The 25,680-nt window shown below is 59.0% G+C and carries 23 protein-coding genes; 14 read left to right on the top strand and 9 right to left on the bottom strand.

What is annotated here, in order from left to right:
- The first annotated feature begins 94 nt into the window (after window positions 1-94).
- From FHW77_RS11015 to FHW77_RS10990, 6 genes are all read left to right on the top strand, one after another.
- The gene (locus FHW77_RS11015) at window positions 95-1,189 is read left to right on the top strand and encodes a microcin C ABC transporter permease YejB (protein WP_004439268.1); all 1,095 of its coding nucleotides are present in this window, start codon (window positions 95-97) and stop codon (window positions 1,187-1,189) included.
- On the top strand, window positions 1,189-2,334 hold the full coding sequence (locus FHW77_RS11010; protein ID WP_004439269.1) for an ABC transporter permease: 1,146 nt from the start codon (window positions 1,189-1,191) through the stop codon (window positions 2,332-2,334). Before FHW77_RS11015 ends, FHW77_RS11010 begins: the two co-directional genes overlap by 1 nt.
- A 5-nt stretch (window positions 2,335-2,339) precedes the next feature.
- Window positions 2,340-3,980: an ABC transporter ATP-binding protein gene (locus FHW77_RS11005; protein WP_004439270.1), complete on the top strand. Its 1,641-nt coding sequence runs from the start codon at window positions 2,340-2,342 to the stop codon at window positions 3,978-3,980.
- Between the two features lie 100 nt (window positions 3,981-4,080).
- The gene (locus FHW77_RS11000; protein WP_004439272.1) at window positions 4,081-5,328 is read left to right on the top strand and encodes an NAD(P)/FAD-dependent oxidoreductase; all 1,248 of its coding nucleotides are present in this window, start codon (window positions 4,081-4,083) and stop codon (window positions 5,326-5,328) included.
- 172 nt (window positions 5,329-5,500) lie between these two features.
- Entirely contained in the window at window positions 5,501-6,862 is a 1,362-nt protein-coding gene (locus tag FHW77_RS10995; RefSeq protein ID WP_004439273.1) for a glutamine synthetase family protein, read from the top strand.
- Between the two features lies 1 nt (window position 6,863).
- Window positions 6,864-8,165: an NAD(P)/FAD-dependent oxidoreductase gene (locus FHW77_RS10990; RefSeq protein WP_004439274.1), complete on the top strand. Its 1,302-nt coding sequence runs from the start codon at window positions 6,864-6,866 to the stop codon at window positions 8,163-8,165.
- On the opposite strand, the gene FHW77_RS10985 is transcribed toward FHW77_RS10990, so the two are convergent.
- From FHW77_RS10985 to rirA, 7 genes are all read right to left on the bottom strand, one after another.
- The gene (locus tag FHW77_RS10985; RefSeq protein WP_034496349.1) at window positions 8,162-8,650 is read right to left on the bottom strand and encodes a gluconokinase; all 489 of its coding nucleotides are present in this window, start codon (window positions 8,648-8,650) and stop codon (window positions 8,162-8,164) included. The two genes, FHW77_RS10990 and FHW77_RS10985, sit on opposite strands and share 4 nt — an antisense overlap.
- Before the next feature lie 107 nt (window positions 8,651-8,757).
- On the bottom strand, window positions 8,758-9,498 hold the full coding sequence (locus FHW77_RS10980) for an ABC transporter permease (protein ID WP_004439276.1): 741 nt from the start codon (window positions 9,496-9,498) through the stop codon (window positions 8,758-8,760).
- The gene (locus FHW77_RS10975; protein WP_004439277.1) at window positions 9,495-10,433 is read right to left on the bottom strand and encodes an ABC transporter ATP-binding protein; all 939 of its coding nucleotides are present in this window, start codon (window positions 10,431-10,433) and stop codon (window positions 9,495-9,497) included. Before FHW77_RS10975 ends, FHW77_RS10980 begins: the two co-directional genes overlap by 4 nt.
- The gene (locus tag FHW77_RS10970) at window positions 10,430-11,596 is read right to left on the bottom strand and encodes an ABC transporter permease (RefSeq protein ID WP_044459962.1); all 1,167 of its coding nucleotides are present in this window, start codon (window positions 11,594-11,596) and stop codon (window positions 10,430-10,432) included. The genes FHW77_RS10975 and FHW77_RS10970 overlap by 4 nt, the downstream gene beginning before the upstream one ends.
- An 81-nt stretch (window positions 11,597-11,677) precedes the next feature.
- A complete protein-coding gene (gene osmF, locus FHW77_RS10965) occupies window positions 11,678-12,589 on the bottom strand; it encodes a glycine betaine ABC transporter substrate-binding protein OsmF (RefSeq protein WP_004439280.1) in 912 nt (303 codons plus the stop codon).
- Window positions 12,590-12,712: 123 nt separating this feature from the next.
- A complete protein-coding gene (locus FHW77_RS10960) occupies window positions 12,713-13,759 on the bottom strand; it encodes an AbrB family transcriptional regulator (protein WP_004439282.1) in 1,047 nt (348 codons plus the stop codon).
- 171 nt (window positions 13,760-13,930) lie between these two features.
- Window positions 13,931-14,401, bottom strand: coding sequence for an iron-responsive transcriptional regulator RirA (gene rirA / locus FHW77_RS10955; protein WP_004439283.1), 471 nt, complete (start codon window positions 14,399-14,401; stop codon window positions 13,931-13,933).
- 173 nt (window positions 14,402-14,574) lie between these two features.
- Between rirA and FHW77_RS10950 the strand changes: the two genes are divergently transcribed.
- Complete coding sequence (locus FHW77_RS10950; protein ID WP_004439285.1) at window positions 14,575-15,624, top strand: Fe(3+) ABC transporter substrate-binding protein; 1,050 nt, start codon at window positions 14,575-14,577, stop codon at window positions 15,622-15,624.
- Between the two features lie 88 nt (window positions 15,625-15,712).
- Here FHW77_RS10950 and FHW77_RS10945 read toward each other — a convergent pair whose 3' ends face one another.
- A complete protein-coding gene (locus FHW77_RS10945; RefSeq protein ID WP_004439286.1) occupies window positions 15,713-17,209 on the bottom strand; it encodes a CoA-acylating methylmalonate-semialdehyde dehydrogenase in 1,497 nt (498 codons plus the stop codon).
- 105 nt (window positions 17,210-17,314) lie between these two features.
- Between FHW77_RS10945 and FHW77_RS10940 the strand changes: the two genes are divergently transcribed.
- The 7 genes from FHW77_RS10940 to pncB all read left to right on the top strand — a co-directional run bounded on the left by FHW77_RS10940 (window position 17,315) and on the right by pncB (window position 24,166).
- Window positions 17,315-18,196, top strand: a complete 882-nt coding sequence (locus tag FHW77_RS10940) for a LysR family transcriptional regulator (protein ID WP_004439288.1) — start codon at window positions 17,315-17,317, stop codon at window positions 18,194-18,196.
- Window positions 18,197-18,319: 123 nt separating this feature from the next.
- Entirely contained in the window at window positions 18,320-19,237 is a 918-nt protein-coding gene (locus FHW77_RS10935) for a DMT family transporter (protein ID WP_006699764.1), read from the top strand.
- Window positions 19,238-19,516: 279 nt separating this feature from the next.
- Window positions 19,517-20,623: a DUF475 domain-containing protein gene (locus FHW77_RS10930; protein ID WP_004439293.1), complete on the top strand. Its 1,107-nt coding sequence runs from the start codon at window positions 19,517-19,519 to the stop codon at window positions 20,621-20,623.
- Between the two features lie 360 nt (window positions 20,624-20,983).
- Window positions 20,984-21,328 (top strand): MarR family transcriptional regulator, encoded by a 345-nt coding sequence (locus FHW77_RS10925; protein WP_022555421.1) that lies wholly within the window; start codon window positions 20,984-20,986, stop codon window positions 21,326-21,328.
- 18 nt (window positions 21,329-21,346) lie between these two features.
- Window positions 21,347-22,198 (top strand): C40 family peptidase, encoded by an 852-nt coding sequence (locus tag FHW77_RS10920; protein ID WP_004439295.1) that lies wholly within the window; start codon window positions 21,347-21,349, stop codon window positions 22,196-22,198.
- Between the two features lie 93 nt (window positions 22,199-22,291).
- A complete protein-coding gene (locus FHW77_RS10915) occupies window positions 22,292-22,651 on the top strand; it encodes a hypothetical protein (RefSeq protein ID WP_004439296.1) in 360 nt (119 codons plus the stop codon).
- Window positions 22,652-22,861: 210 nt separating this feature from the next.
- Entirely contained in the window at window positions 22,862-24,166 is a 1,305-nt protein-coding gene (gene pncB / locus FHW77_RS10910) for a nicotinate phosphoribosyltransferase (RefSeq protein ID WP_004439297.1), read from the top strand.
- A 42-nt stretch (window positions 24,167-24,208) separates the two neighbouring features.
- Here the strand turns inward: pncB and FHW77_RS10905 are convergent, their stop codons facing one another.
- Complete coding sequence (locus FHW77_RS10905) at window positions 24,209-25,603, bottom strand: leucyl aminopeptidase family protein (RefSeq protein ID WP_004439298.1); 1,395 nt, start codon at window positions 25,601-25,603, stop codon at window positions 24,209-24,211.
- Window positions 25,604-25,680: the final 77 nt, after the last annotated feature.

Here is a 25,680-nt window from a genome sequence, read left to right as displayed (position 1 = left end):
GAATCGCTTGAAATGCGCGTGACGCCGCTTTGAGGAAAGGACCGGGCTTGACCGAGACGAAAATCGCTGACCGAACGGCTGGGGGAAGAGGCTGATGGGCGCCTATATCCTCAGACGTCTGGCGCTGATGATCCCGACCATCATCGGCATCATGGGCATTTCGTTTCTTGTCATCCAGTTCGCCCCGGGTGGGCCGGTGGAACAGGTCGTTGCGCAGCTGACGGGTCAGGGCGACAGCGCCTCCGACCGGCTCTCGGGCGGCGGCGATCTCATGGGGCAATCAGGCGGCTTCGATGAAAGCGGTTCGAAATATCGCGGTGCACAGGGGCTCGATCCGGAGCTGATCAAGAAGCTCGAAAAGCAGTTCGGTTTTGACAAACCGCCGCTCACCCGGTTCCTTGAAATGATGTGGAATTACATTCGCTTCGACTTCGGCGACAGCTTCTTCCGCAATTCGTCGGTCATCGATCTCATCATTGACAAGCTGCCGGTCTCGGCCTCGCTCGGTTTCTGGATTCTGATCATATCCTATGTGATTTCCATTCCGCTCGGCATCAAGAAGGCCGTTTCCGATGGCTCGACCTTCGATGTCTGGACCTCAGGCATCATCATCATCGGTTATGCGGTGCCGAGTTTCCTGTTCGGCATCCTGCTCATCGTGCTTTTCGCCGGCGGATCGTTTTTCGACTGGTTTCCGCTGCGGGGACTGGTGTCTGATAATTTCGACCAGCTGAACTGGTGGCAGAAGATCATCGACTATTTCTGGCATCTTACCCTGCCGTTGATCGCTCTGTCGCTCTCCGCCTTTGCGACAACGACGCTTTTGACCAAAAATTCCTTCATCGACGAGATCAAGAAGCAATATGTCATCACTGCCCGCGCCAAGGGTCTCACCGAGCGCAAGGTCCTTTATGGGCATGTTTTCCGCAACGCGATGCTGATCGTGATCGCCGGCTTTCCGGGTGCTTTCATCTCGGCCTTTTTCACAGGCTCACTGCTCATCGAGAATATCTTCTCGCTGGATGGTCTCGGCCGCCTCGGTTATCTCTCGGTCGTCAACCGTGATTACCCGATCGTCTTCGGCACACTGTTCATCTTCTCGCTGATGGGCCTCGTCGTTGGCCTGCTCTCTGACCTCATCTACACATGGATCGATCCGCGTATCGACTTCGAGCGGAGGGACGTGTGATGTCGCTCGCTCATCCTGCAGGAACCGAGACGCTGGTAAATCCCAAGCGCCCGTGGTTTTCGCCGACGACCAAGCGCCGCTGGCAGAATTTCAAGGCAAACCGCCGTGGATACTGGTCATTCTGGCTGTTCCTGATCCTGTTTTTCCTGAGCCTGATGGCGGAATTCATCGCCAATGACAAACCCATCCTCGCCTCCTACAAGGGCGAGCTGCTGGTGCCGGTCATGGTGGATTATCCGGAGGAGAAATTCGGCGGGTTCCTGGCCCAGACCGACTACAAATCCTCTTTCATTCAGGACGAGATCAACGCCAATGGCTGGATGATCTGGCCACCGATCCGCTACTCCTACCAGACGGTCAATTCCAATATTCCGCATTCCGCGCCCACGGCACCTTTCTGGCTGATGGATAAAAAGGAGCGCTGCTCGGCCTATCCGCAGGGCGATGCCGATCCCGGCTGCACGCTTGGTAATCTGAACTGGCTCGGCACCGACAATCAGGCCCGCGACGTCACGGCGCGGATGATCTACGGCTTCCGCATCTCCGTGCTGTTCGGCCTGACGCTGACCATTGCTTCCGCCATTGTCGGCGTCACCGCCGGCGCAATTCAGGGCTATTTCGGCGGCTGGACGGACCTGCTTTTGCAGCGTTTCATCGAAATCTGGTCGTCCATGCCGGTGCTTTACATCCTGCTCATCATTGCGGCCATTCTGCCGCCCGGCTTCTTCGTGTTGCTTGGGATCATGCTGCTGTTTTCATGGGTCGGCTTCGTCGGCATTGTTCGCGCCGAATTCCTGCGGGCCAGAAACTTCGAATATGTCCGTGCCGCCCGCGCACTTGGCGTCGGCAACTGGACGATCATGTTCAGACACCTTCTGCCCAATGCCATGGTGGCGACGCTGACCTTCCTGCCCTTCATTCTCTCAGGGTCGATCACGACACTCACCTCGCTCGATTTTCTCGGTTTCGGCATGCCGCCGGGATCGCCGTCGCTGGGCGAGATGATTGCGCAGGGCAAGAACAACCTTCAGGCGCCCTGGCTCGGTCTCACAGCCTTCTTCACGATGTCCATCATGCTGTCGCTCCTTATTTTCATCGGCGAGGCCGTTCGCGACGCCTTCGATCCACGCAAGACGTTCCGGTGATCGCCATGACGGAAACAAATATCCAGCCGCTGCTCTCCGTTCGTGATCTCTCTGTCGCCTTCCACCAGGGCGGCGCGACAAGTGTTGCAGTCGATCACGTGTCTTTTGATCTGATGTTGGGCGAAGTCGTTGCCCTTGTCGGCGAATCCGGCTCTGGCAAGTCGGTGACGGCCAATTCCATCTTGAAACTGCTGCCCTATCCGGCAGCAAGCCACCCCTCGGGACAAATCCTGTTCGATGGTAAGGACATGCTGACATTGCCGGAGCGCTCCCTGCGTGCGGTGCGCGGCAACGACATCACCATGATCTTCCAGGAGCCGATGACCTCGCTCAATCCGCTCCACACCATCGAGCGTCAGATCGGAGAGATCCTTGAGCTGCATCAGGCAATCACGGGGAGCGAGGCGCGTGAACGCACACTGGAGCTTCTGCGCCAGGTCGGTATCCGTGAACCGGAAAAACGCCTGAAAGCCTATCCGCACGAATTGTCCGGTGGCCAGCGGCAGCGTGTGATGATCGCCATGGCGCTGGCAAACCGGCCGAAACTGCTGATTGCAGACGAGCCGACGACGGCGTTGGACGTGACGGTTCAGGCCCAGATTCTTGAACTCCTCGGTGATCTGAAAAAGCAACACGGCATGTCCATGCTATTCATCACCCATGACCTCGGCATCGTCCGTAAATTTGCCGACCGCGTCTGCGTCATGACGAAGGGGAAGATCGTAGAAACCGGAACCGTCGAACAGGTTTTCAACGATCCGCAGCATGCCTATACACGCCACCTGCTGGCGGCGGAGCCCAAGGGCGAGCCGCCGGTTTCCGACAGCAGTAAGCCTGTGGTCATGCAGGGCGACGATATCAAGGTCTGGTTTCCCATCAAGGCGGGGCTGATGCGTCGCGTTGTCGACCATGTGAAGGCGGTGGACGGTATCGATATCACGCTGCGTGCCGGCCAGACGGTGGGCGTGGTCGGGGAATCCGGGTCCGGAAAGACAACCCTTGGTCTCGCGCTCTCCAGGTTGATCGCATCTGAAGGACGTATCAGCTTCATCGGCCAGTCGATCGACCACTATTCCTATGAGATGATGAAGCCGCTCAGGAACCGGCTGCAGGTCGTGTTTCAGGACCCCTATGGTTCACTCAGCCCGCGCATGTCGGTGGGTGAGATCGTCGCCGAGGGTTTGAAGGTGCATGAGCGGTCGCTGTCTGCGGACGAACGCGATACGCGCGTCGCCACCGCGCTGGAAGAGGTCGGTCTCGATCCGGCCACCCGCTGGCGATATCCGCATGAATTTTCCGGCGGCCAGCGCCAGCGCATCGCCATTGCCCGTGCCATGGTGCTTAAACCCCGTTTTGTCATGCTGGACGAGCCGACATCGGCACTCGACATGAGTGTGCAGGCGCAGGTGGTCGATCTCTTGCGTGATCTCCAGGCAAAGCATGAACTCGCTTATCTCTTCATCAGCCACGACTTGAAGGTGGTGAAGGCACTTGCCAACGACCTGATCGTCATGCGTCACGGCAAGGTGGTGGAGAGCGGCCCGGCGGCGGAAATCTTCGCCAGTCCACAGCAGGACTATACCCGGGCGCTCCTGGCGGCTGCCTTCCACATCGAGGCCGTGAAAACGAAGGCCATTAGCCAGTAGGCCGCGTGGTGTTTCTGTTAAGGCAATGATTTTTCTGTTGCTTCGCGAAAAATGCCGACCCATGTTGCTGGGTATGTGACGCAGAGACGGATTGATTGCCATGGCAGCGGATGTGATCGTTTTGGGGGCGGGGATCATTGGGGTTTCCACCGCCTTGCAGCTGGCCCGCAGGGGCAGGTCGGTGGTGCTGGTCGACCGGCGCGGACCGGGTGAGGAAACCTCTTTCGGCAATGCCGGGTTGATCCAGAGAGAAGGTGTGGTGCCCTATGCCTTTCCGCAGGATCTCGCCCTGCTGCTGCGCTATTCCCTGAATAACAGCATCGATGCCCGTTATCACCTCTCAGCTCTGCCCAAGATCGCGCCTTTTCTGGGCCGCTACTGGTATAATTCCGCAGCCGCGCGCCATGCGGCAATTGCCCGGGCCTATGCACCGCTGATCGAGCACTCGGTATCCGAGCACAACATCCTGATCGAGGAGGCCAAAGCCGGTGACCTGATCGTCAAGAATGGCTGGATGGAGGCCTACCGAACCGCCGCACGGCGGGACGCTGATTTTGCCTTTGCCGAACGTCTGGCGCGAGACCATGGCATTTCCCATACGAAACTCGACGCTGAGGAACTTGCCGCTGCCGAACCGCATCTGAGCCATGATTTCGTCGGCGGCCTGAAATGGAACGATCCCTGGTCGGTGCTCGATCCGCATGCGCTGACGCTCGCTTATGTCCGGCTGTTCGAGAGCCTCGGTGGACGAGTGTCAAGGGGCGATGCGTCCACCCTCAGTCAGACGGCAAGCGGTTGGACGGTGCGCACCGAAACCGGCGCAGTCGAGGCCGAACATGCCGTCGTGGCACTAGGCCCTTGGGCGGATACCGTCACCGAGCGACTGGGCTACCGTTTTCCGCTCGGCGTGAAGCGCGGTTATCACATGCATTACGCGCCGCAGGAAGGCACTAAGCTCAATAACTGGCTGATCGATGCAGAGCGGGGATATTTCCTTGCGCCGATGCGAAAAGGTATCCGGCTGACGACGGGGGCGGAATTTGCCGAACGCGATGCGCCGAAATCGCCCGTGCAGATTGAACGGGCGGAGCGGGTGGCGCGGACCGTCTTTCCTCTTGGCGGCCGGCTGGATGCGGAACCGTGGATGGGTGCCCGGCCCTGCACGCCGGATATGATGCCCATAATCGGCAAGGCGCCACGTCACCGGACTTTATGGTTTGCCTTCGGCCACGCCCATCACGGGCTGACGCTCGGGCCCATTACCGGTCGTGTTCTGGCTGAAACGATGCTGGGCGAAACGCCTGTTATCGCGATTGACGCGTATCGCCCGGGAAGGTTCAATCCCTGAGAACGAAATCCGCTGGCCTTATGGTAGCAGGCCACGTAACATGGTCCCATGCAAAGGGGAAAAGGGGCAGACGTCATCATGGTGGCGAGGTTTCTCATCTATCAGCAGCAGGATGATTTTCGCTAGCGAAGATTGCTGCGCATGATCAGAGATGGAAACGGCTTGCTGGTGCATGATGGATGATATTGAAAACGCAAAGAAATTTTTCGTCGATAACCCCGATATCGAAATACTCGAAGCCTTTGTCATAGATGCCAACGGCGTGCCGCGCGGCAAATGGATTCCGCGCGAACGGGCAATCGACGTGCTTGAAAAGGGGATGGCCATTCCCCGTTCCGTTTATGCGCTGGATATCTGGGGACGTGATGTCCACGCTGCGGGCCTCGCGGAGGGCACGGGTGATCCGGACGGCTTCTGCTTTCCCGTTCCCGGCACACTGTCGCGGGTGACATGGCTCGGCCGGCCGACGGCGCAGGTTTTGCTCGCCATGAAGAATCCGGATGGAACCGGTTTTTACGGCGATCCGCGCCATGTTCTGGCGCAGGTTCTCAATGCATATAAAAAAGCGGGTTTGACCCCTGTCGTGGCCACTGAACTCGAGTTTTACCTGATCGATCCCGTTCGTTCGGCGCTCGATCCCGTGCGTCCGCCGCACAGCCGCGAGGGCCGGTGGCATACGGGCCAGACGCAGGTCCTGTCGATTTCAGAGTTGCAGGATTTCGAAGATGTTTTCCACGACATCGCGACAGCGTGCCGCGCGCAGGGCGTGCTTGCCGATACGACGCTGCGGGAAAATGGTCCCGGCCAATATGAGATCAACCTCAATCACGTGCCTGACGCGTTGCAGGCTGCCGATTTTGCCGTTTTTCTGAAGCGTATCGTTAAAGGAGTGGCGCGTCGGCATGACCTCGACGCCACCTTCATGGCCAAGCCTTATGGGCTGCAGGCAGGCAATGGCATGCATGTGCATTTCTCCGTTCTCGACAGGGATGGCAGGAATATCTACGCGGGAGAAAACGGCCCTTCGGATGCGCTGCTGCATTCGGTCGGCGGCCTCCTTGAAAACATGGGAGAGAGCATGGCGATCTTTGCACCTCATGCCAATTCCTATCGCCGTCTCACACCGAGCGAACATGCGCCAACCTACGCCTCCTGGGGTATCGATAACCGCTCAGCAGCGGTGCGCGTCATTGTTGCCAGCAAGGCGGCGACGCGTATCGAACACCGCGTCGCCGGCGCCGACACCAACCCCTATCTGGTTCTCGCGATGATACTGAGCGCCGCGCTCGCCGGCATGAAGGAGAAGCGCCAGCCCGGCGGCGCGATTTCCGGCGACAGTCACGCGATCAACCATGAGCCGCTGCCCACCAACTGGGACTATGCGCTGCAACGCTTCACGCGGTCCAGCTTCGCCTATGCGACGCTTGGCCAAAAATACCGTACGCTGTTTTCCGCCTGCAAACAGCAGGAGCTTTCCGAATTCTCCCTGCGTGTAACCGACGTCGAATATGACGCCTATATCAGGACTGTGTGAAATGGCTGAGGTCACCAACATTCCCAATCCCGGCCACACATCGTCATGGTATGCGGCCTCCGCCAATGTCAAAACCGTGCGCCCGACGCTTGAGGGCGCGCTGGAAGCCGATGTCTGCGTGATCGGCGGCGGTTTCACCGGCATTTCCGCCGCCCTTGAACTCAGTGAACGTGGCTACGCGGTCATTGTGCTGGAAGGCGTGCGGGTGGGCTTCGGCGCATCGGGGCGCAACGGCGGGCAGATTGTCAACGGTTACAGCCGGGATCTCGAGACCATCGCCGGCCGCTACGGGCATGACAAGGCAGTGAAGCTTGGGGAGATGTCGCTTGAAGGCGGCACGATCATCCGCAACCGCGTCACCAAATATGCCATCGACTGCGATCTGGTCGACGGCGGTTTCTTCGCCGCCTTCACGTCAAAGCAGATTCGCGAAATGGAGGCACACAAGGCCCATTGGGAAAAACATGGTCATGGCGGCCTGGAAATGGTCTCCGGAGCGGATGTCGGCCGCTACGTGAAGACCGATCGTTACGCCGGTGGCATGATCGATCGTTTCGGCGGCCATATCCATCCTCTTAATCTCGTGCAGGGCGAGGCGGCGGCTGCCGAAAGCCTGGGCGCTCGGATATTCGAAAATTCGCGGGTCATTGCGGTAGAGCAGGGGGAAAACCCCGTCGTGCGGACGGCAACGGGCAGCGTGAGGGCGAAATATGTTCTCGTTTGCGGCAATGCTTATCTCGGCAAGTTGCTGCCGGAAATTGGCGAACGGATGATGCCGGTCTCGAGCCAGGTCATGGCAACGGAGCCGCTTAACGCCGATCTGATCGAGGCGCTTCTGCCCGCCAATTACTGCGTCGAAGATGCCAATTACATTCTCGATTATTACCGTCGCACCTCGGACAACCGTCTGCTTTACGGCGGAGGTATCGGTTATGGCGGCAGCGATCCGGCCGACCTGACAGGCGTGATCCGCCCGAACATGCTGAAGACCTTCCCGCAGCTGGAAAAGATAAAGATTGAGTATGCCTGGAGCGGCAACTTCGCCTTGACCCTGACGCGTATTCCGCACATGGGCAAACTGTCGGACAATATCTACTTTTCCCATGGCGACAGCGGTCACGGGGTAACGACCACGCATCTGCTCGGCAAGATATTGGGCGAGGCCGTCGCAGGCCACGCCGAACGTTTTGATATCTGGAGCTCCTTGCCGAACTATCCCTTCCCGGGTGGCAAGACGTTCCGCGTTCCGCTGACCGTACTTGGCGCCTGGTGGTATGGCCTGAGAGACAGGCTCGGGCTTTAAAACACGACCGTTTTCAAAGCGGAAAGCGCGTTCGAAACGATCTCTTCCGGTGTCGTATCGATGCTGACAGCCACGACGCCGGGCTCTCCCGTCGGTACTTCCAGCGTGGCAAGCTGGGTCTGAAGCAGCGAGAGCGGCATGAAATGGCCCTTGCGCTCGCCCATCCGCCGGCTAAGCAGTTCCAGGCTGCCATCCAGATAGACGAACGCCAGCGGGCCGCCTGTGGCCTGGCGGAGGCGGTCGCGATAGATTTTCTTGAGCGCCGAGCAGGAAACGACGACACCGTTGCTTTCGCTGCCTTTGCGAAGTTCCGCGCCGACGAGATCGAGCCAGGGCCAGCGGTCTTCATCAGTAAGGGGAATACCCTCTGACATCTTGTCGACATTGGATTTGGGGTGGAGTTTATCGCCCTCAATAAAGGCAATGCCCAGTTTCTCCGCCAGACCTTCCGCGACCGTGGACTTGCCAGAACCGCTCACTCCCATCACGACGATTGCCTGTGTCACCCGAACCTCTGAAATTTCTGTTTCGACGGTTTGCCCCTACCATGTGCGGCGAACGCCGGGAATATAAAATGTGACGCATGTCCTGTTCATTGCCCGGTTCTGCGGGCCGCGGTCCTTTCCAGGGCGGAAAAGCCGGTGTGGATCAGGATCGCCAGTGCCGCAACGATAAGTCCGCCCTGAAGGATGAAAGCGAGATTGTTGGATTGCAGGCCGGCGATGATAACTTCCCCGAGCGTCCTTGCGGCAACCGTTGAGCCGATGGTGGCGGTGGAAAGGCTGATGACCGCCGAAAGTCGGATCCCGGCGAGGATGGCCGGCAGGGCGAGCGGCAGCTCCACTTTTACGAGCCGTTGCCAGCCGGTCATGCCGCTGCCTTTTGCGGCATCCACCACTGCTGGCGGAAGGGTGGTAAGTCCGGTCAGCGTATTTTCGAAGACGGGCAGCAGGGCATAAAGAAACAGCGCGATCAGAGTGGGTTTTTCGCCAAAACCGATTATCGGCACCGCGAGCGCCAGAACCGCCACAGGGGGAAAGGTCTGGCCGATATTGACGATGCTGCGGGAGAGCGGAAGGAAATCCCTTCCGAAGGGTCGGGTTACGAGAATGGCGAGCGCACCCGCCATCATCGTGGCAAACCCCGTTGCGATAGCGACAGTGGCGAGATGCGAAAGGGTGAGGGAAAGCAGATTGGCCTGCGTGTAGATGGCTGGCGCATTGGCTTGCACAAGGGGGCTGAACAGGGGCGAGAAGCTCTGGGGCGAGGCAAGAAACGCCATCAGCGCCAGCACCAGAAATCCCAGGGCGAAGAAAGAAGCGGCTTTTCTCATCGGTTTCCGGCGGCGCGCTGGAGGAGAACGTCACGCCGCACCAGGCCCGCGGGCTGTCCGCTGTCTTTTATCACTGGCAGGACATCGCGGCCCGCCCATAACATGGCCGAAAGCGCGTCGCGCTGGCTTGTATGTTCGCTTAGCGGCTCGCCCTCGGCGCTTCCCGGCTCCACGACATCGGCAACCGAGAGGACCGAGAGCAGTTTCAGCGCGCGTTCGTTTTCCCCGATCATGGTGCGCACGAAGTCATTCGCGGGTTTCAGCACCAGTTCTGCCGGCGGACAGTCCTGCACGATACGTCCCTTGTCCATGACTGCGATACGATCAGCCAGATGAAAAGCCTCGTCCATGTCGTGCGTGACGAGAACGATGGTGACGCCCAGCTTCTTCTGTATATCGATGAGGTCTTTCTGGGCCTTGGCGCGGATAACCGGATCGAGAGCGCCGAATGGCTCGTCCATCAGGAGAATGTTCGGTTCAGCGGCCAGCGCCCGCGCCACGCCGACACGCTGCTGCTGGCCTCCGGAAAGTTCATGCGGGAAACGCTCGGCATAAAGCGCAGGTTCGAGCTGGAAGAGATGCATCAGCGCATCGATCTTCGCAGCGATGCGTTTGCGGTCCCAGCCGATCAGCTGCGGCACGGTCGCGATATTCTCCGCCACCGTTCGATGCGGAAACAGGCCATGGCCCTGAATGGCATAGCCTATCTGGCGGCGAAGCCTGAATCCGGGTATCGCGCTGGCATCTTTTCCGTCTATCCGGATTGCGCCGGAAGTTGGCTCCACCAGCCGGTTTATCATGCGCAGCAGGGTGGTTTTTCCCGACCCCGACGTGCCGACGATGACGGTGACGGTGCGCGGCGCGACCGTTAGTGACACCTGGTCCACAACGGTCGTATCGCCATATCGCTTCGTGATGGTGTCGATCTCGATCATGCCTTTTGCCTTCCGCCTGCGCTGAAGAGATTGCTGTCGATGAGGGCGTCAAGCATGATTGCAGCCGCAAAGCCGAGGAAAACGGTCGGCACGGTACCCAGCAGCGCGAGGTCCATCGCCGTCTGCCCGATGCCCTGGAAGACGAAAACGCCAAAACCACCGCCGCCAATCAGCGCTGCGATCGTCGCGAGCCCGATATTCTGCACCAGCACGATGCGGATGCCGGTGAGGATGACCGGAATGGCCAGCGGAAACTCCACCCGCAGCAGGCTTTGCGTGGAAGTCATGCCGAGTCCGCGCGCCGCCTCCCGGACTGCTCGCGAAACGCCGGAAAGGCCAACCACCGTGTTGGAAACCACCGGTAGCAGCGAATAGAGAAATAGCGCCACGAAGGCGGGCGCCATGCCTATGCCGGCGATGCCGATCTTTGCCGCGCCCGGCACCGTCGCTGCGATCCATCCAAGCGGCGCGATCAGCAAACCGAAAAGAGCGATGGAGGGTATGGTCTGGACGATGTTGAGGGTGTTCAGCACGCCCGCCCGCAGCCGCTCCACCTTGTAGCAGAGGAGGCCGAGCGGAATGCCCACGAGCGTCGCCGCAACGAGCGAGCCGATGGCGAGCTGCACGTGCCGCAGTGCCTCGGTCCAGAATGTGTCGGCTCTCCCGGTATATTCCCTGATGATCGAGAGATCGTTCCAGAGACCGCTTGTCAGCACGGCCGCAAGTGCAGCCATCGCCAGCAGCAACAGCAAAATCCGAACGACGGGCCTGGGCCTGAGACGGGCTATACAATCCGTAGCGAGCAGAGCAAGCCCGGCAAAAATCAGCCAGAAACCGCTGGCAGGCGAGACGCGGGCAAAACTATTGCCCTCCGGTGTCAGGAAAGAAGCAGCCTGACCGACGAAAACCGCCAGTACTGCAAGCCCGACCAGCGCAATCGTGAGTTTGAGGCGGGTGGAAAAGCGAAAGAACGCGATGAATGCAGCAAGAAGAACGACGGTGGTGATAATGGCGGCAGCCGAAGCCGGGAGGGCTTCGAAAACCGTTCGTGTCTCACCCTGAACGATCCGGTTCGCACGGAATGTCATGAAGGGCGCCACGAGAAGCGCATAGAGAAGCAGGCATGAAATCACCACCCCCACCTTGTCAGGCCATTTCGTCAAATCCCGCTCCCCTGTCTCATCGATCAGGCGAAGGCCGGAAGAACAAATTTTTCCCGACCCGTCGCCCGGAACCACAGACTATTACTTGACGAAGCCGTTCTTGGTCAGGAAGTCGAGCGCGACGGTTTTTGCCTGCTCGCCGCCCACCTGCACACGGGCGTTAAGCTCCTGCAGGGTCGCCAGATCGAGCTTTTCAAACACGGGTTTCAAAAGTTCCTCGATATTCGGATGCTTTTTCAGGACTTCTTCGCGAATGATGGGCGCCGGCTGATAGACAGGCTGCACGTGTTTGTCGTCCTCCAGCACCACGAGACCGGACGGGGCGATGCCGCCATCCGTGCCGTAGACCATGGCGGCATTGGCGTTGTTGGTCTGGTTGGCTGCGGCTGCGATGGTAGCGGCCGTATCGCCGCCGGACAGCGTGATCAACTGGTCCGGCTTCATGGTGAAGCCGTAAGTGGTCTGAAACGCCGGCAGGGCAGCAGCGGAGTTGACGAACTCGGAAGAAGCGGCAAGAACCACTTCACCGCCGTCGGCAACATATTTGCCGAAATCGGAGAGCGTCTTCAGCTTGTTTTTGTCCGCAACATCCTTTCGCAGCGCGATTGCCCAGGTATTGTTGGCCGAGGAGGGCGTCAGCCAGACGATCTTGTTGGCGTCATAGTCGAGCGTCTTTGCTTCCTGGTAGGCCTTGGCGGCGTCCTTCCAGAGAGGGTCATCCGCCTTGGAGAAAAAGAAGGCGGCGTTGCCGGTATATTCGGGGTAGATGTCGATCTCGCCCGCGGTAATCGCCTTTCTGACGACTGGCGTTGCGCCGAGCTGAATGCGATCCGTCGTCTCGATATTGTTCTTGCTGAGAACGGCGAGAATGATGTTGCCGAGAACGCCACCCTCCGTGTCGATTTTCGACGACACGACCACTTGCGCCTGAGCGATCGAAACAGAAAAGGCAAGCGCAAGTCCGGCGCCCGTCAACGTCATCAAGCGGTTCATGAATGGTCCTCCGATGGGTCAGCCTGCCGAACAGGCGAAAGGTCGCCGCCCGCAATTGCGGCTAAGCCTGAACGTACCGGAGAGAAAAAGGTTGCAATGCTGCCAGCATTTTTCCGGCAGATGTCAGGGTTCGCCGTCTCGTTTTCGGGCATCCTTTCCCATGACGAGCGGCATAAGAACCGACAGGAACAGAAGCCTGATGACGTGATGCGAGCCGACATAGGCGGTATCTGCGTGCATCATGACCGCCATCGCAGCCATCGTTTCGAGGCCACCCGGTGAATAGGCGATCATTACCGCATTGAGCGGAACGCCGGTCACGTGGGAAATCATCCAGGCAATACTGCCGGCGATCACCATGACGGCGATGGTGACGACAAAGCCCGCTACAAAGCCCTTGCGCACCTCCATCAGCGAGACATTCGAAAACCGTGTCCCGATCAGGCAGCCGATCAGCACATACACTGGAAGGCTGAGCCAGGTCGGGACGCCGCCTTCAGTGAGGCCGGTAATATGCGTGCCAATGGAGATCGCGACGCCGCCGAGCAGCAGGGCAGCAGGAAACTTCCAGCGCAGGAAAAGCCAGCCGGTCATCAGGGAAGCGACGATGGTCAGTCCCAAGGTGAGGAGATCCATCGGCGGTTTGGTGAGGAGCGGTTCGGTGCTGACAAGATCGAAATATTCCACGATCAGCGGTACGGAAAGAGTGAGCGCAAGTACCCTGACGCTTTGCACGATGCTGACGGTTGCGAGGTCGCTTTTCGTCTCGGCCCCGAGGCTGATGATATAGCTGAGGTGGCCGGGGGAAGCGCCGAGCATTGCCGTGGTCCTGTCGTAACCGAAGCCGTAATGCAGTATCCAGTAAGCGACATAGAGCATGATGACGACAGCGACGAGGACGACGACAAAGCTCACCGGCCAGGTCTTCGCAGCGTCTATCACGGAGGGCGTCACGCTCGTTCCCATCGAAATGCCGACAACGACGAAACAGGCATTGCGGATGAAGGCGGGAATGCCAAGCCTGAGGCCTGCCAGTCCAGAGATCGTCACCGCAAGTGCCGGGCCGGATAGAAAGGGTGCCGGGATATCGATGAGGCTGGCGAGCAGCGCACCTATGCTGCCGATGAGCGCGGTAAGCGCAAATGTATGGAATTCAGGCTTGATGATCATTGCGACGCTGATTGGTTGCTTGAAAAAGCTCGCGACCAAATGCGCCGCTTCCGTTCGCGAGGTCAACACGCGGGATCAAAAATATTCTGTCTCGCGCGGCTTCCTTAAAGAAAAGCCCGTGACCTCATGGGCACGGGCTATGGTGTAATCGCCAGAGAAGCAATAAGACGATCATGCAGCCGGAAGGGCAGCGACCTTCGGCATCGTGGTGTCGAGGCCAAGCAGAAAGTTGATCTGCGGCCGAGCCTTGACGAGATCGTCGATCGAATATTCGGCCAGTACGTCGAAGAAGGCGTTGAGCGCCTTGCGCAGTGCCGAATTCAGGCCGCAGCTGTCAACAAGAGGACATTCGACGGCGCCGTCCTCGAAACATTCCGCCATGGCGAAGCTGTCTTCGGTGACCCTGACCACATCGAACAGGCTGATCTTTTCGGCAGGCTTGCCAAGCCGCACGCCGCCATTGCGGCCGCGAACTGTTTCCACCAGGCCGGCCTTGTTGAGCGGCTGGAGGATCTTGAACAGGAACAGCTCGGAAACGCCATAGGCCTTGGCAATCTCCGGAATGCGGCTCAGATGGCCTTCATTTGCGGCGCAGTACATCAACATGCGCACGGCATAGTTGGTCTGTTTGGTCAAGCGCATGCTGGTCTCCTAACTCTCAATGTGGAGTTATATAGTCTCTTTTTCAGTTTAGAACAATTCCAGAAACCGAAAAAACTGGCATCCATCCGAGATTTCTCAAACAGCCTTGTTGACCGCCTTCATGATTCATGAACAAACAAGTCAAGAATCGGAATGTAATGGAGGCATTCACAATGGCAAGCTTGAAATCATATTTTTCCGCTGCCGTTTTTTCAGGGATGATGATCCTTTCCTGCGCACCCAAAGCCTGGGCAGAGGGAGAGGTTAATGTCTATTCCTATCGCCAGCCTGAATTGATCCAGCCGCTGCTCGACGCCTTTACCAAGGAAACGGGAATAGAGACGAATGTTCTTTTTCTCGACAAGGGACTGGTGGAACGCATCCAGGCAGAAGGCGTCAATTCGCCGGCCGATGTGCTGTTGACGGTCGATATCGCCCGGCTGGTCGAGGCCAAGGAGGGCGGTGTCACGCAGCCTGTTCTCAACGATCCCGTCATCGAAAAGGATATCCCCGCCAATCTGCGTGATCCCGAGGGCGAATGGTTCGGCCTGACGACACGCGGCCGGGTTGTCTATGCCTCGAAGGAGCGGGTGAGCCAGAAGGATATCACCTATGAGGAACTGGCGGATCGGAAATGGAAGGGCAGGATCTGCATTCGCGACGGCCAGCATTCCTATAATATTGCGCTGATCGCCTCAATGATTGCACATCATGGTGTCGATTATACCCGCACCTGGCTTACCGGCCTGAAGAACAACCTTGCCCGCAAACCTGATGGAACCGACCGCAGCCAGGCGAAATCAATCTTTTCCGGGGAGTGTGATATTGCCCTTGGCAACACCTATTATGTCGGCCTGATGCTGACAAATGACCGCGAGCCGGAAGAAAAGGAATGGGCGGGTTCCGTGCGCGTCATTTTTCCCAATGCGGGCGACCGCGGCACCCATGTGAATATTTCCGGCATGGCCCTGACGAAATACGCCCCCAACAAGGACAATGCCCTGAAACTCATGGAATTCCTGGCATCGCGCGAGGCACAGGAAATCTACGCCAGGCAGGTCTTCGAATATCCGGTGCTGCCCGGCGCCGAGCCGTCGGATGTGGTCAAGGGCTTCGGCCCCATCAATCCGGACAGGTTGCCGCTGACGGACATCGCCGCCCATCGCAAGCAGGCATCCGAACTGGTGGACGAAGTGGGCTTTAATGACGGCCCGACCAACTGATCTCGGGCCCTGCTTCCAGCACGATGAATTCCAGTCAAAAAAGCCCCGCTGCAAAACAGCGGGGCTTTTTTGTATGCCTGCTTGCGGCTTATTTCATCGTCGGCATGACGAATTCGGCACCCGACTTGATGCCAGACGGCCAGCGCGAGGTGATGGTCTTGGTCTTCGTCCAGAACTTGATCGAATCCGTGCCGTGCTGGTTGAGGTCGCCGAAGCTCGAAGCCTTCCAGCCGCCGAAGGAATGGTAGGCGAGCGGAACCGGGATCGGAACGTTGATGCCGATCATGCCGATATTGACGCGGCTTGCGAAATCGCGGGCTGCATCGCCGTCGCGGGTGAAGATGGCGACGCCGTTGCCATATTCATGCTTCATCGGCAGTTCCAGCGCCTCTTCGTAGTTCTTGGCACGAACGACCGACAGAACCGGTCCGAAGATTTCCGTCTTGTAGATGTCCATGTCAGGGGTGACGTGGTCGAACAGGCAGCCGCCGACAAAATAGCCGTCTTCATAGCCCTGCAGCTTGAAGTCGCGGCCGTCGACCAGAAGCTTCGCGCCCTGTTCCACGCCGCTGTCGATCAGGCCCTTGACGCGCGTCTGGGCTTCCTTGGTGACGAGCGGGCCCATATCGGCCTTGTCGTCGGTGTAAGGACCGATCTTCAGTGCCTCGATCTGCGGAATGAGCTTTTCAACGAGACGGTTTGCCGTCTCTTCGCCGACAGGAACTGCAACGGAAACAGCCATGCAGCGCTCGCCGGCCGAACCGTAACCGGCGCCCATCAGCGCGTTCACGGCCTGATCGAGATCGGCGTCCGGCATGATGATCATGTGGTTCTTCGCGCCGCCGAAGCACTGCGCGCGCTTGCCGTTCATGGCAGCGGTGCCATAGACGTAACGGGCGATCGGCGTCGAGCCGACGAAGGAAACCGCGCCGATATCGGGATCGGTGAGGATGGCGTCGACGGCACCCTTGTCGCCGTTGACGACGTTCAGGATGCCGGCCGGAAGACCGGCTTCGATCATCAGTTCCGCGAGGCGGATCGGCAGCGACGGGTCGCGCTCGGAAGGCTTGAGGATGAAGGCGTTGCCGCAGGCGATCGCCGGGGCGAACATCCACATCGGGATCATGCCGGGGAAGTTGAACGGGGTGATGCCTGCGCCGATGCCGACCGGCTGGCGGATCGAATACATGTCGATGGCCGGGCCCGCGCCTTCGGTGAACTCACCCTTCTGCAGATGCGGAATGCCGCAGACGAATTCGCAGACTTCAAGCCCGCGGACGATATCGCCCTTGGAATCTTCGACGGTCTTGCCGTGCTCGCTGGAGAGCAGCACCGCCAACTCGTTCATGTCTCGGTTCAGAAGTTCGACGAACTTGAAGAAAACGCGGGCACGACGCTGCGGATTGGTCGCAGCCCATTTCGGCTGTGCCGCCTTGGCGCTTTCGACAGCCGCGCGCAGTTCGGCGTCGCTGGCAAGCGCGACCGTAGCCTGAACTTCGCCCGTGGCCGGATTGTAGACATTCGATGTGCGGCCGCTGGTGCCCGGCACATGTTTGCCATTAATGAAATGACCGATTTCCTTCATGGTGTTCCTCCAGAATGTGATGGCGCAGCATTGCCTTTCGATTTGCACAAATCAATCGCCTGAAATAAGCATCAATTGTGCAAAAATAGACACAAGGAACGTGGCATGAACTGGGATGATGTACGTTTGTTCCTGAGCGTGGCGCGAAGCGGCCAGTTTCTTTCCGCGGCCAGAAAGCTCGGTGTGAACCATGCCACTCTCAGCCGCCGGGTTTCCGCGCTGGAAGCCGCCATCGGCACCCAGCTCTTCCTGCGCAGCACCAATGGCTGCGAACTGACGGAGGAGGGTCAGCGGCTTCTTGCGAGTGCGGAGCGCATGGAAACTGAAATGCTGAATGCCCAGGCCAATCTCGGTCGCGTCGATACGGCGGTTGCGGGAACGGTGCGCATCGGCGCGCCGGACGGCCTCGGCGTATCCTTCCTCGCGCCAAGGCTTGGCAGACTGACGGCGCGTTATCCCGATCTGAAAATCCAGCTCGTTCCGGTGCCGCGTTCCTTTTCGCTGTCGCAACGTGAGGCTGATATCGCCATCACTATCGAAAGGCCGGAACAGGGCAGGCTGATGTTTTCCAAGCTCACCGATTATTCACTCGGCCTCTATGCCTCGGCGAATTATCTGGCTGACTACGGAACGCCTGATGATGTCGAGGCACTGAAACGCCACCGGCGGATCGGTTACGTGGAGGACCTGATCTTTTCGCCTTCGCTGAACTTCACCGGCGAAATCATGCGTGACTGGGACGCCGCCTTTGAAATCTCAAGCGCTACCGGCCAGACGGAGGCAGTACGATCCGGTGCGGGAATCGGCATCCTGCACAATTACATCGCGGGCCAATATCCCGAACTTATACGGATCATCCCGCATCTCACCATCAGCCGGTCCTATTGGACGGCTTATCACGAATCCGCTCGCCAGTTGGTCCGTGTCCGCACAGTGGTCAATTTTCTCCAGGAACTCGTGGCCGAAGAACGACGCATCTTCACCTGATATCCGAAGCCCCGGCGTAATAGTACTATTAATTGTGCAAACCCGTCCGTTCTGGACTTGACAAAGGACGGCTGGTTGGACGACCAATGCAACCATTGGGAGATCGGAACTGACATGTCGACTATGATAAAAAAGCTTTCGCCGACGGGCCTCGGCGTGGCCGTGATGCTGCTTGGAATGCTGCTGTTTGCGTTGAACGACGCCATGGGGAAATGGCTCGTATCGACCTACAGCCAGGGCCAGGTGATCCTTATCCGAAGCGCCGCGGCGCTGGTCATCCTTGTTCCGATCGTCTGGAGAGCCGGCCTCTCCGGCCTCGTGAAAATCGAGCGGCCCGGCCTTCAGGCGGCGCGCGTCTTTTTCTCCACGGCCGAGCTTTTCTGTTTCTATTTCGCGGTCGCGGCGCTGCCCCTGGCGGACGTCATGACCTATTGGCTCGCGGCGCCGATTTACGTGGCTGCGCTCTCCCCGTTTCTGCTCGGAGAAAAGGTCGGCTGGCGTAGATGGACGGCCATTGGCATCGGTTTTGTCGGCGTTCTCATCGCGCTCAAGCCGAGCTCGGCAAGCCTCACCTCCGCTGCACTCTTTTCTATCCTCGGCAGCGCTGCCTTTGCATTCATGATGTTGTCCGGCCGCCAGCTGCGCAATACGCCCGACACGGTGCTCGCCTTCTGGCAGATCATCGGCGCGGCGCTTGCGGGCATTGTCGCCGTGCTCGTCACGCCATCGGGATGGCTGCCGGTGCAATCCGGTTTTGATCTTGCCTTCCTCGGCCTGCTCGGCGTCGTCGCCATGGCGGCGCATGTGCTGGTCAACCGGGCGCTCAAACTTGCCGATGCTGCAACAGTTGCGCCGCTGCAATATACGCTGCTGCTCTGGGCGGTCATTTTTGGATGGCTGTTCTTCGGCGATGTGCCCCAGACAAGTATCGTGGTCGGCGCGGGCCTGATTGTTCTTTCGGGCCTTTACATCTTCTTTCGCGAAAATACGCTCAAACGCCGTCGCGAAACCGCCGAAGATCTGGCCGCAGAGCAGGTTTGATCTCTGGTTGCGATCACGGGACTTGACGAAGGCGTGATCTTCAGGGAGTAAGAAGGGGCCCTGCGATGATTTGTCTCGCAAGGGCAGAGGAAACAAAGGTGCCGGGCCCCTCTGGCGAGAGTTTTACGGCGCTCTCGTGATGTCGGTACCGCCTGCAAAATTCGCCGGCGGATTAAAAACTATGAAAAACCTGAATGTGCTTCGCGCGCGTGCTTTCTGCGTGCGGCCTGACGCCCCGCGTCGGTCTGCAACCGTCCTCGTAATGAACGGTGACCGGACATGAGCGCTGCCCAGAAAACCACGCTCTCCTACTTCAAGTGGGCTTTTATCGTCACCATCGTCGGTCTCATCCTCGGCGGCTATCTTGGCTGGGAAATGACCGGTACGGTTGGCGGTACCGCGACGATCTTCTTCATCTGCGTCGTTCTGGCGGTGCTGGAAATCTCGCTTTCTTTCGATAACGCCATCGTCAACGCGAACAAGCTGAAGGACATGACGCCGGTCTGGCAGCACCGCTTCCTGACATGGGGCATTCTCATTGCCGTTTTCGGCATGCGTATCGTCTTCCCGCTGCTGATCGTTGTCGTCGCCGCCAATGTCGGTCCCTGGACGGCCATCGTCATGGCGGCAACCCAGCCGGAACGTTATGCGGAAATCATGCAGGACGCCCATCTGCCGATAGCGGCTTTCGGCGGCACCTTCCTGATGATGGTCGGTCTCAACTTCTTCTTTGACCATGAAAAGGACGTGCATTGGGTGCGCTGGATCGAGGAAAAGGCTGCGACCTATTCCTCCGTCAAGGGCATCGAGATCGCCTTCGTGCTTGTTGTCATGTTGATCTTTTCGCGCATCATCGGCGCCAGCGACAACCCGGAACTCGGTCCGGTCGCGGCCAACACGTTCTTCCATTCGGCGATCTGGGGTCTCTTGACCTTCCTGCTGGTAGAAGTTGTCGGCGGCATTCTCGATCGTAGCCAGGAAATGCTGGAAGGCGCAGCGAAGGGCGGTTTCGGTGCGTTTCTTTATCTCGAAGTGCTTGACGCCAGCTTCTCCTTCGATGGCGTGATCGGTGCCTTTGCGCTGACGCAGAACCTGTTCATCATCGCCATCGGCCTCGGCATCGGCGCCATGTACGTGCGCTCGATGACGATCATGCTGGTCGAGAAAGGAACGCTCGCCGAATATCGCTATCTGGAGCACGGCGCCTTTTATGCGATCCTGATCCTGTCGGTCATCATGTATGTGCAGACCATGGTGCATATACCTGAAGTCATCACGGGCCTTGGCGGCGCAACCCTGATCGGTATCTCGCTCTGGTCGTCGATCCGCTATAATCGGCAGCAGAATGCCGATGCAGTCGATGCCGCACGCGGCGCAGAGATTTGATCCACAATACCCCTGTCTTCCGCCGTCACGGCGGGAGACAGTTTTTAAGCATTGAGTTCGTTCTTGCCTCTTTTTATCGCCATTTACGCCTTGCAAACGCCTTCGCCGCGCGCGTCATTTATCCATTAAGTCCCTGATTTAAAATATAGTTGTGCGGCGCAGCAAAACTGGCACGATTTCTGCATCTCATCTTGCAAGTCCAGAGGGGACATATGGCCCAAAAATGGGTCAACAATTACCGCCGCGCCGCGCGATCTTTCGGATCTGCGCCGTGCGGCGGTTCTGTTTGTGGGGATGGTTCTTGAGTTTTTCGCGCTGTTGCATGAAAACGATAGGACAACGACTGGAAGGTTTATCGGCTTGCCTGCAGAACTTTCGCCCACGGCCGCCCTCGGGCTCTGGCATCGCGTCTCGATGGCGCAGGTCACGGCCGATGCGCCCGATTTGACCTTGCGTCAGACGGCCATCCTGCTGCAGATTTATCTTGTGCCGCCGCCGCATACCGTGCGCGGCCTCGCCGGCCTGCTGGGCGTGACCAAGCCGGTCATCACCCGCGCGCTCGACAGTCTCGGCGCGCTAGGGCTGGTTGACCGGGCCCGGGATGAGCGGGACAGGCGCAATGTCGTGATAAAGCGCACCGTCGCAGGCGCGCTTTATCTGGAAAAATTCGGCGATCTGATTATTGATCAGGCCCGTCATATCTAACCTCTGGACGTGAACCCCATGATGCTCGACCGCCGCCTGAATATCTTCCGCTCCGATCTCGCCGACGAAAAACTGCAAGGCGCGGTGCAGGCCGATCGTTTCGTCAGCGGATCTCCCGCACAGGTCGTGGTACCTGTCATCGGCCTGCGGCCCACGCCGGACCTTGTCGCCGGTATCGATACCGAACTGCTGTTCGGCGAGACCCTGCGCGTTTTCGACAGGGCGAACGGCTGGGCCTGGGTGCAGGCGGATGCGGATGGTTATGCGGGTTACGTGCCGGAAACGGCCATTGGTGATGTCGTCGCGGCCACTCACCGTATCGTTGCTCCCCGTACCTTTGTTTATCCTTCGGCCGAACTGCGCAAGCCACCGGTGGCGGCGCTGTCCATGGGCAGCCTGATCCGGATCGTCGGTGAAGAGGAGACCCGTGGCACCCGGTATCTCATGACCGAAAATGGCGAAGGCGTCATTGCCGCCCACTGCCGGACCGTCGATGCTGCCCCTGACGACGACTATGTCGCGGTGGCGTTGCGCTTCATCGAAACCCCCTATCTGTGGGGCGGTCGCTCCGGCTTTGGTATCGATTGTTCAGGCCTCGTACAGCTTTCCATGGCGATGGCAGGCCGGCGGGTGCTGCGCGATACCGACATGCAGGTGAAATCGCTCGGTGTGGAAATAGAGCGGGACGAGTTGCGGCGCGGCGATCTGGTTTTCTGGAAAGGCCATGTCGGGCTGATGGAAAATGAGGAAACGCTGCTGCACGCCAACGGCCATACCATGAATGTCGCGCGCGAAAATCTCGCTGCAGCCATTGAGCGCATCGGTTGGCTTTATGAAAAGCCGACGGCGTTCCGTCGCATGGAGGACTGAGGGAGCGCTTCACGAAATTGTTCCCGTCTTGCCCTTTGTGCGACAGCCGTCGCCGGCCTACATGCTGTCAATAATGGTACGGGACGGACACTGATGAAGACAAGAACGGCGGCACGATTGGCAGCGATCCTCGCGGCGGTCCTATTGAGCACTTCGACAGAGGCCCAGACGGTGTTCCAGAACGGTTTTGCCCCGGCACCCGACGCCTATGCCAACCTGCCCGGTGTAAAAGACCCTCGAACGCTCCAACCCAAGGTCCGTTATAACTGCCATAGCGAACTGGGAAGTACCGGATATTCACGTGGGCCCTACCGGACCGTCTTCGGCAGTCGCGGACTTCCCGTCCAGGGTTACCGCTGCACCGATGAAAACGGTATTTCCAGCTTTGGCGGACGTAACCCCGTTTCCAAGGATTGGTACCCCGGCATCAATCCCGTTGATCCGACTTTCTGACGCGGCGTGCCCGTAGCCCCTGGCTGAAAACGATAATGAGGTTGCCGGGAAATCAACGCGCGGGCGGCCTGGTGAGGCATTTGCCGGGCCGGTGCTCTGGACTTGTTGTCGCTTTTTCAGATAAATCTTCCGCATGACGGGTTGATACCTGCCGGGGTGCGGATTGACATCGGCTATTCTGACCTTTGGCCGATACTGGGGAATACAAGTATGACGAAGACCGATATAGCCACCCGTGTCCACAATCATACCTGGAAACTTGACCCGATCGTCCGCAGCCTGATCGATACGGATTTTTACAAGCTGTTGATGTTGCAGATGATCTGGAAGCTTTATCCGGAAGTCGACGCGACGTTTTCGCTGATCAACCGCACCAAGACGGTGCGGCTGGCCGAGGAGATCGACGAGATGGAGCTGCGCGAACAGCTCGATCATGCGCGTACGCTGCGTCTTTCCAAAAAAGAGAATATCTGGCTTGCGGGTAACACGTTTTACGGCCGCTCGCAGATTTTCGAGCCGGAATTTCTCTCCTGGCTATCAAGCTATCAGCTGCCGGAATATGAGCTTTTCAAGCGCGACGGGCAGTACGAGCTGAATTTCCACGGCCGCTGGATGGATACGACGCTCTGGGAAATCCCGGCGCTCGCCATCATCAACGAGTTGCGTTCGCGTAGCGCCATGCGCTCGCTCGGTTATTTCACGCTGGATGTTCTCTATGCCCGCGCAAAGGCCAAGATGTGGGAGAAGGTTGAGCGGCTGCGGGAACTGCCGGGCCTGCGCATTTCCGATTTCGGCACCCGCCGCCGCCATAGCTTTCTGTGGCAGCGCTGGTGCGTCGAGGCGTTGAAGGAAGGCATCGGGCCGGCCTTTACCGGTACGAGCAACGTGCTGCTCGCCATGGATTCGGACCTTGAAGCCGTCGGGACGAACGCGCATGAACTGCCGATGGTGGTCGCGGCGCTGGCGCAGACTGATGAGGAGCTGGCTGCCGCGCCCTATCAGGTTCTGAAGGACTGGAACCGGCTTTATGGTGGCAACCTGCTGATTGTTCTGCCCGACGCCTTCGGCACGGCGGCGTTTCTGCGCAATGCGCCGGAATGGGTGGCTGACTGGACGGGTTTCCGCCCGGACAGCGCACCGCCGATCGAGGGTGGCGAGAAGATCATCGAGTGGTGGCAGAAGATGGGTCGCGACCCGCGCAAGAAGATGCTGATCTTCTCCGATGGCCTCGATGTCGATGCCATCATCGACACTTACAGGCATTTCGAAGGCCGCGTTCGCATGAGCTTCGGCTGGGGCACCAACCTCACAAATGATTTTGCTGGCTGCGCGCCAAAAACCATCGCCAGCCTCAAGCCGATCTCCATCGTCTGCAAGGTCAGCGATGCCAATGGCCGGCCGGCTGTGAAACTCTCGGACAATCCGCAAAAAGCAACCGGTGAACCGGCCGAAGTGGAGCGTTACCTGAAATTCTTCGGCCAGGAAGATCACAAGGAACAGAAGGTTCTGGTTTGATCAAAGCGGGGCGCTCCGGTCGACGAAGCGCCCCTAAAGCCGCTATTTCGTGAACTGATGTGCGATATAATGGAAGAGGGCGCGAATACCCTGCGCTTCTCCACCGATCGATGAGTGGTGCCTTTCACTCAGCGACCAGCCGTAAATATCGAAATGCGCCCAGCGCCGGGTGTTGGTCACGAAACGCTTGAGAAACAGCGCGGCGGTGATCGATCCGCCCATGCCGCCGGAAGGCGCATTGGTAATATCGGCCGCGCGCGAGCGAATGTCCTTGTCGTATCCCATATAGAGCGGCATGCGCCACAGCGGATCGTCGGTATCGATGCTGGCTTCAGCGATGTCATGGGCCAGATCGTCGTCGTCAGTGTAGAAGGGCGGCAGATCGGGACCGAGCGCGACGCGGGCGGCGCCGGTCAATGTTGCCATGTCGATCATCAGGTCTGGCGCGTCCTCATCGGCATAGGCCAGAGCGTCCGCCAGAACGAGGCGGCCTTCCGCATCGGTATTGTCGATCTGCACCGTCAGCCCCTTGCGGCTCCGGTAAATGTCGCCGGGACGGAAGGCGTTGGAAGAGATGGAGTTTTCGACGGCGGGCACGAGGACGCGCAGGTCGACCGGCAGCTTCGCGTCCATGATCATCAGCGCCAGGCCAAGGACATTGGCGGCGCCGCCCATGTCCTTCTTCATCAGGGCCATGGACGCTGCGGGTTTTATATCGAGACCGCCGGTGTCGAAGCACACGCCCTTGCCAACAAGCGTCAGACGCGGATTACCCTTTTTACCCCAGTTCATTTCCAGAAGGCGTGGTGCGCTTTCGCTGGCGCGGCCGACGGCGTGGATGAGGGGGAAGTTTTCCTTCAGCAGGTCGTCGCCGGTGGTCACCCTCACCTTCGCCTTGTAATGGGCGGCAAGGCCCCGGAAAGCGATCTCCAGCTCATCCGGTCCCATGTCGTTGGCAGGCACATTGATGAGATCGCGCGCGAGGAAGACGCCCGCGAGAATGCGCTTGATCTCGCCGTCTTCGGCATCCTGGGGAATGAGCAGCTTCGCCCCGCTGGTTTTGGTGGTCTTGTATTTGTCGAAGCGGTAGCTGCCGAGGCCGAAACCGAGAGCGAGGCGATTGGCCGTCAGTGGTGCGGTCTCGATGTGCCACTCGCCTTCAGGCAGTTCGCGGGCGAGTTTGCCGGTGATGAACGGTATTTCAGAGGGATTGCCGCCAAGGCCGAGAAGCACGCCGCCGAGCGAACCATCGGCAGAGGGAACGAGCAGGATGGCACCGGCCTCCGCCTTGAACCCTGCTTTCTTTGCCCAGTCCAGAGCGACGGGGTCAATGGCGCCCTGCTCGATGTGGGCGGGCGTGACTGCGAAAACCGGCAGTGTACTGCCTGCCTTTGAGCTGAAAGGGGTCGGGCGTTCGATGAACTGATAGGGCGCCATTATATGCTTCCGTAAATGTCGAGAATCGGTGCGATTAACGCTCTGTTAGGGTTAACAGATTATTGCTTAAGCGAAAG

This window comes from Agrobacterium sp. RC10-4-1, assembly GCF_014138475.1.
GTDB classification, from domain to species: Bacteria; Pseudomonadota; Alphaproteobacteria; order Rhizobiales; family Rhizobiaceae; genus Agrobacterium; species Agrobacterium pusense.
The sequence above is the reverse complement of the archived record's forward strand: the minus strand, read 5'-3'. Positions and strand labels throughout refer to the sequence as shown.

Coding starts and splice junctions, on each gene's coding strand:
- FHW77_RS10930 (WP_004439293.1), top strand. CDS start 19,517: ATGAGCGCTGCCCAGAAAACCACGCTCTCCTACTTCAAGTGGGCTTTT.
- FHW77_RS10960 (WP_004439282.1), bottom strand. CDS start 13,759: ATGATCATCAAGCCTGAATTCCATACATTTGCGCTTACCGCGCTCATC.
- FHW77_RS10915 (WP_004439296.1), top strand. CDS start 22,292: ATGAAGACAAGAACGGCGGCACGATTGGCAGCGATCCTCGCGGCGGTC.
- FHW77_RS11005 (WP_004439270.1), top strand. CDS start 2,340: ATGACGGAAACAAATATCCAGCCGCTGCTCTCCGTTCGTGATCTCTCT.
- FHW77_RS11015 (WP_004439268.1), top strand. CDS start 95: ATGGGCGCCTATATCCTCAGACGTCTGGCGCTGATGATCCCGACCATC.
- FHW77_RS10985 (WP_034496349.1), bottom strand. CDS start 8,650: ATGGGAGTGAGCGGTTCTGGCAAGTCCACGGTCGCGGAAGGTCTGGCG.
- FHW77_RS10950 (WP_004439285.1), top strand. CDS start 14,575: ATGGCAAGCTTGAAATCATATTTTTCCGCTGCCGTTTTTTCAGGGATG.
- FHW77_RS10905 (WP_004439298.1), bottom strand. CDS start 25,603: ATGGCGCCCTATCAGTTCATCGAACGCCCGACCCCTTTCAGCTCAAAG.
- FHW77_RS10990 (WP_004439274.1), top strand. CDS start 6,864: ATGGCTGAGGTCACCAACATTCCCAATCCCGGCCACACATCGTCATGG.
- FHW77_RS10940 (WP_004439288.1), top strand. CDS start 17,315: ATGAACTGGGATGATGTACGTTTGTTCCTGAGCGTGGCGCGAAGCGGC.
- osmF (WP_004439280.1), bottom strand. CDS start 12,589: ATGAACCGCTTGATGACGTTGACGGGCGCCGGACTTGCGCTTGCCTTT.
- pncB (WP_004439297.1), top strand. CDS start 22,862: ATGACGAAGACCGATATAGCCACCCGTGTCCACAATCATACCTGGAAA.
- FHW77_RS10975 (WP_004439277.1), bottom strand. CDS start 10,433: ATGATCGAGATCGACACCATCACGAAGCGATATGGCGATACGACCGTT.
- FHW77_RS10920 (WP_004439295.1), top strand. CDS start 21,347: ATGATGCTCGACCGCCGCCTGAATATCTTCCGCTCCGATCTCGCCGAC.
- rirA (WP_004439283.1), bottom strand. CDS start 14,401: ATGCGCTTGACCAAACAGACCAACTATGCCGTGCGCATGTTGATGTAC.
- FHW77_RS11010 (WP_004439269.1), top strand. CDS start 1,189: ATGTCGCTCGCTCATCCTGCAGGAACCGAGACGCTGGTAAATCCCAAG.
- FHW77_RS11000 (WP_004439272.1), top strand. CDS start 4,081: ATGGCAGCGGATGTGATCGTTTTGGGGGCGGGGATCATTGGGGTTTCC.
- FHW77_RS10945 (WP_004439286.1), bottom strand. CDS start 17,209: ATGAAGGAAATCGGTCATTTCATTAATGGCAAACATGTGCCGGGCACC.
- FHW77_RS10980 (WP_004439276.1), bottom strand. CDS start 9,498: ATGAGAAAAGCCGCTTCTTTCTTCGCCCTGGGATTTCTGGTGCTGGCG.
- FHW77_RS10995 (WP_004439273.1), top strand. CDS start 5,501: ATGATGGATGATATTGAAAACGCAAAGAAATTTTTCGTCGATAACCCC.
- FHW77_RS10935 (WP_006699764.1), top strand. CDS start 18,320: ATGATAAAAAAGCTTTCGCCGACGGGCCTCGGCGTGGCCGTGATGCTG.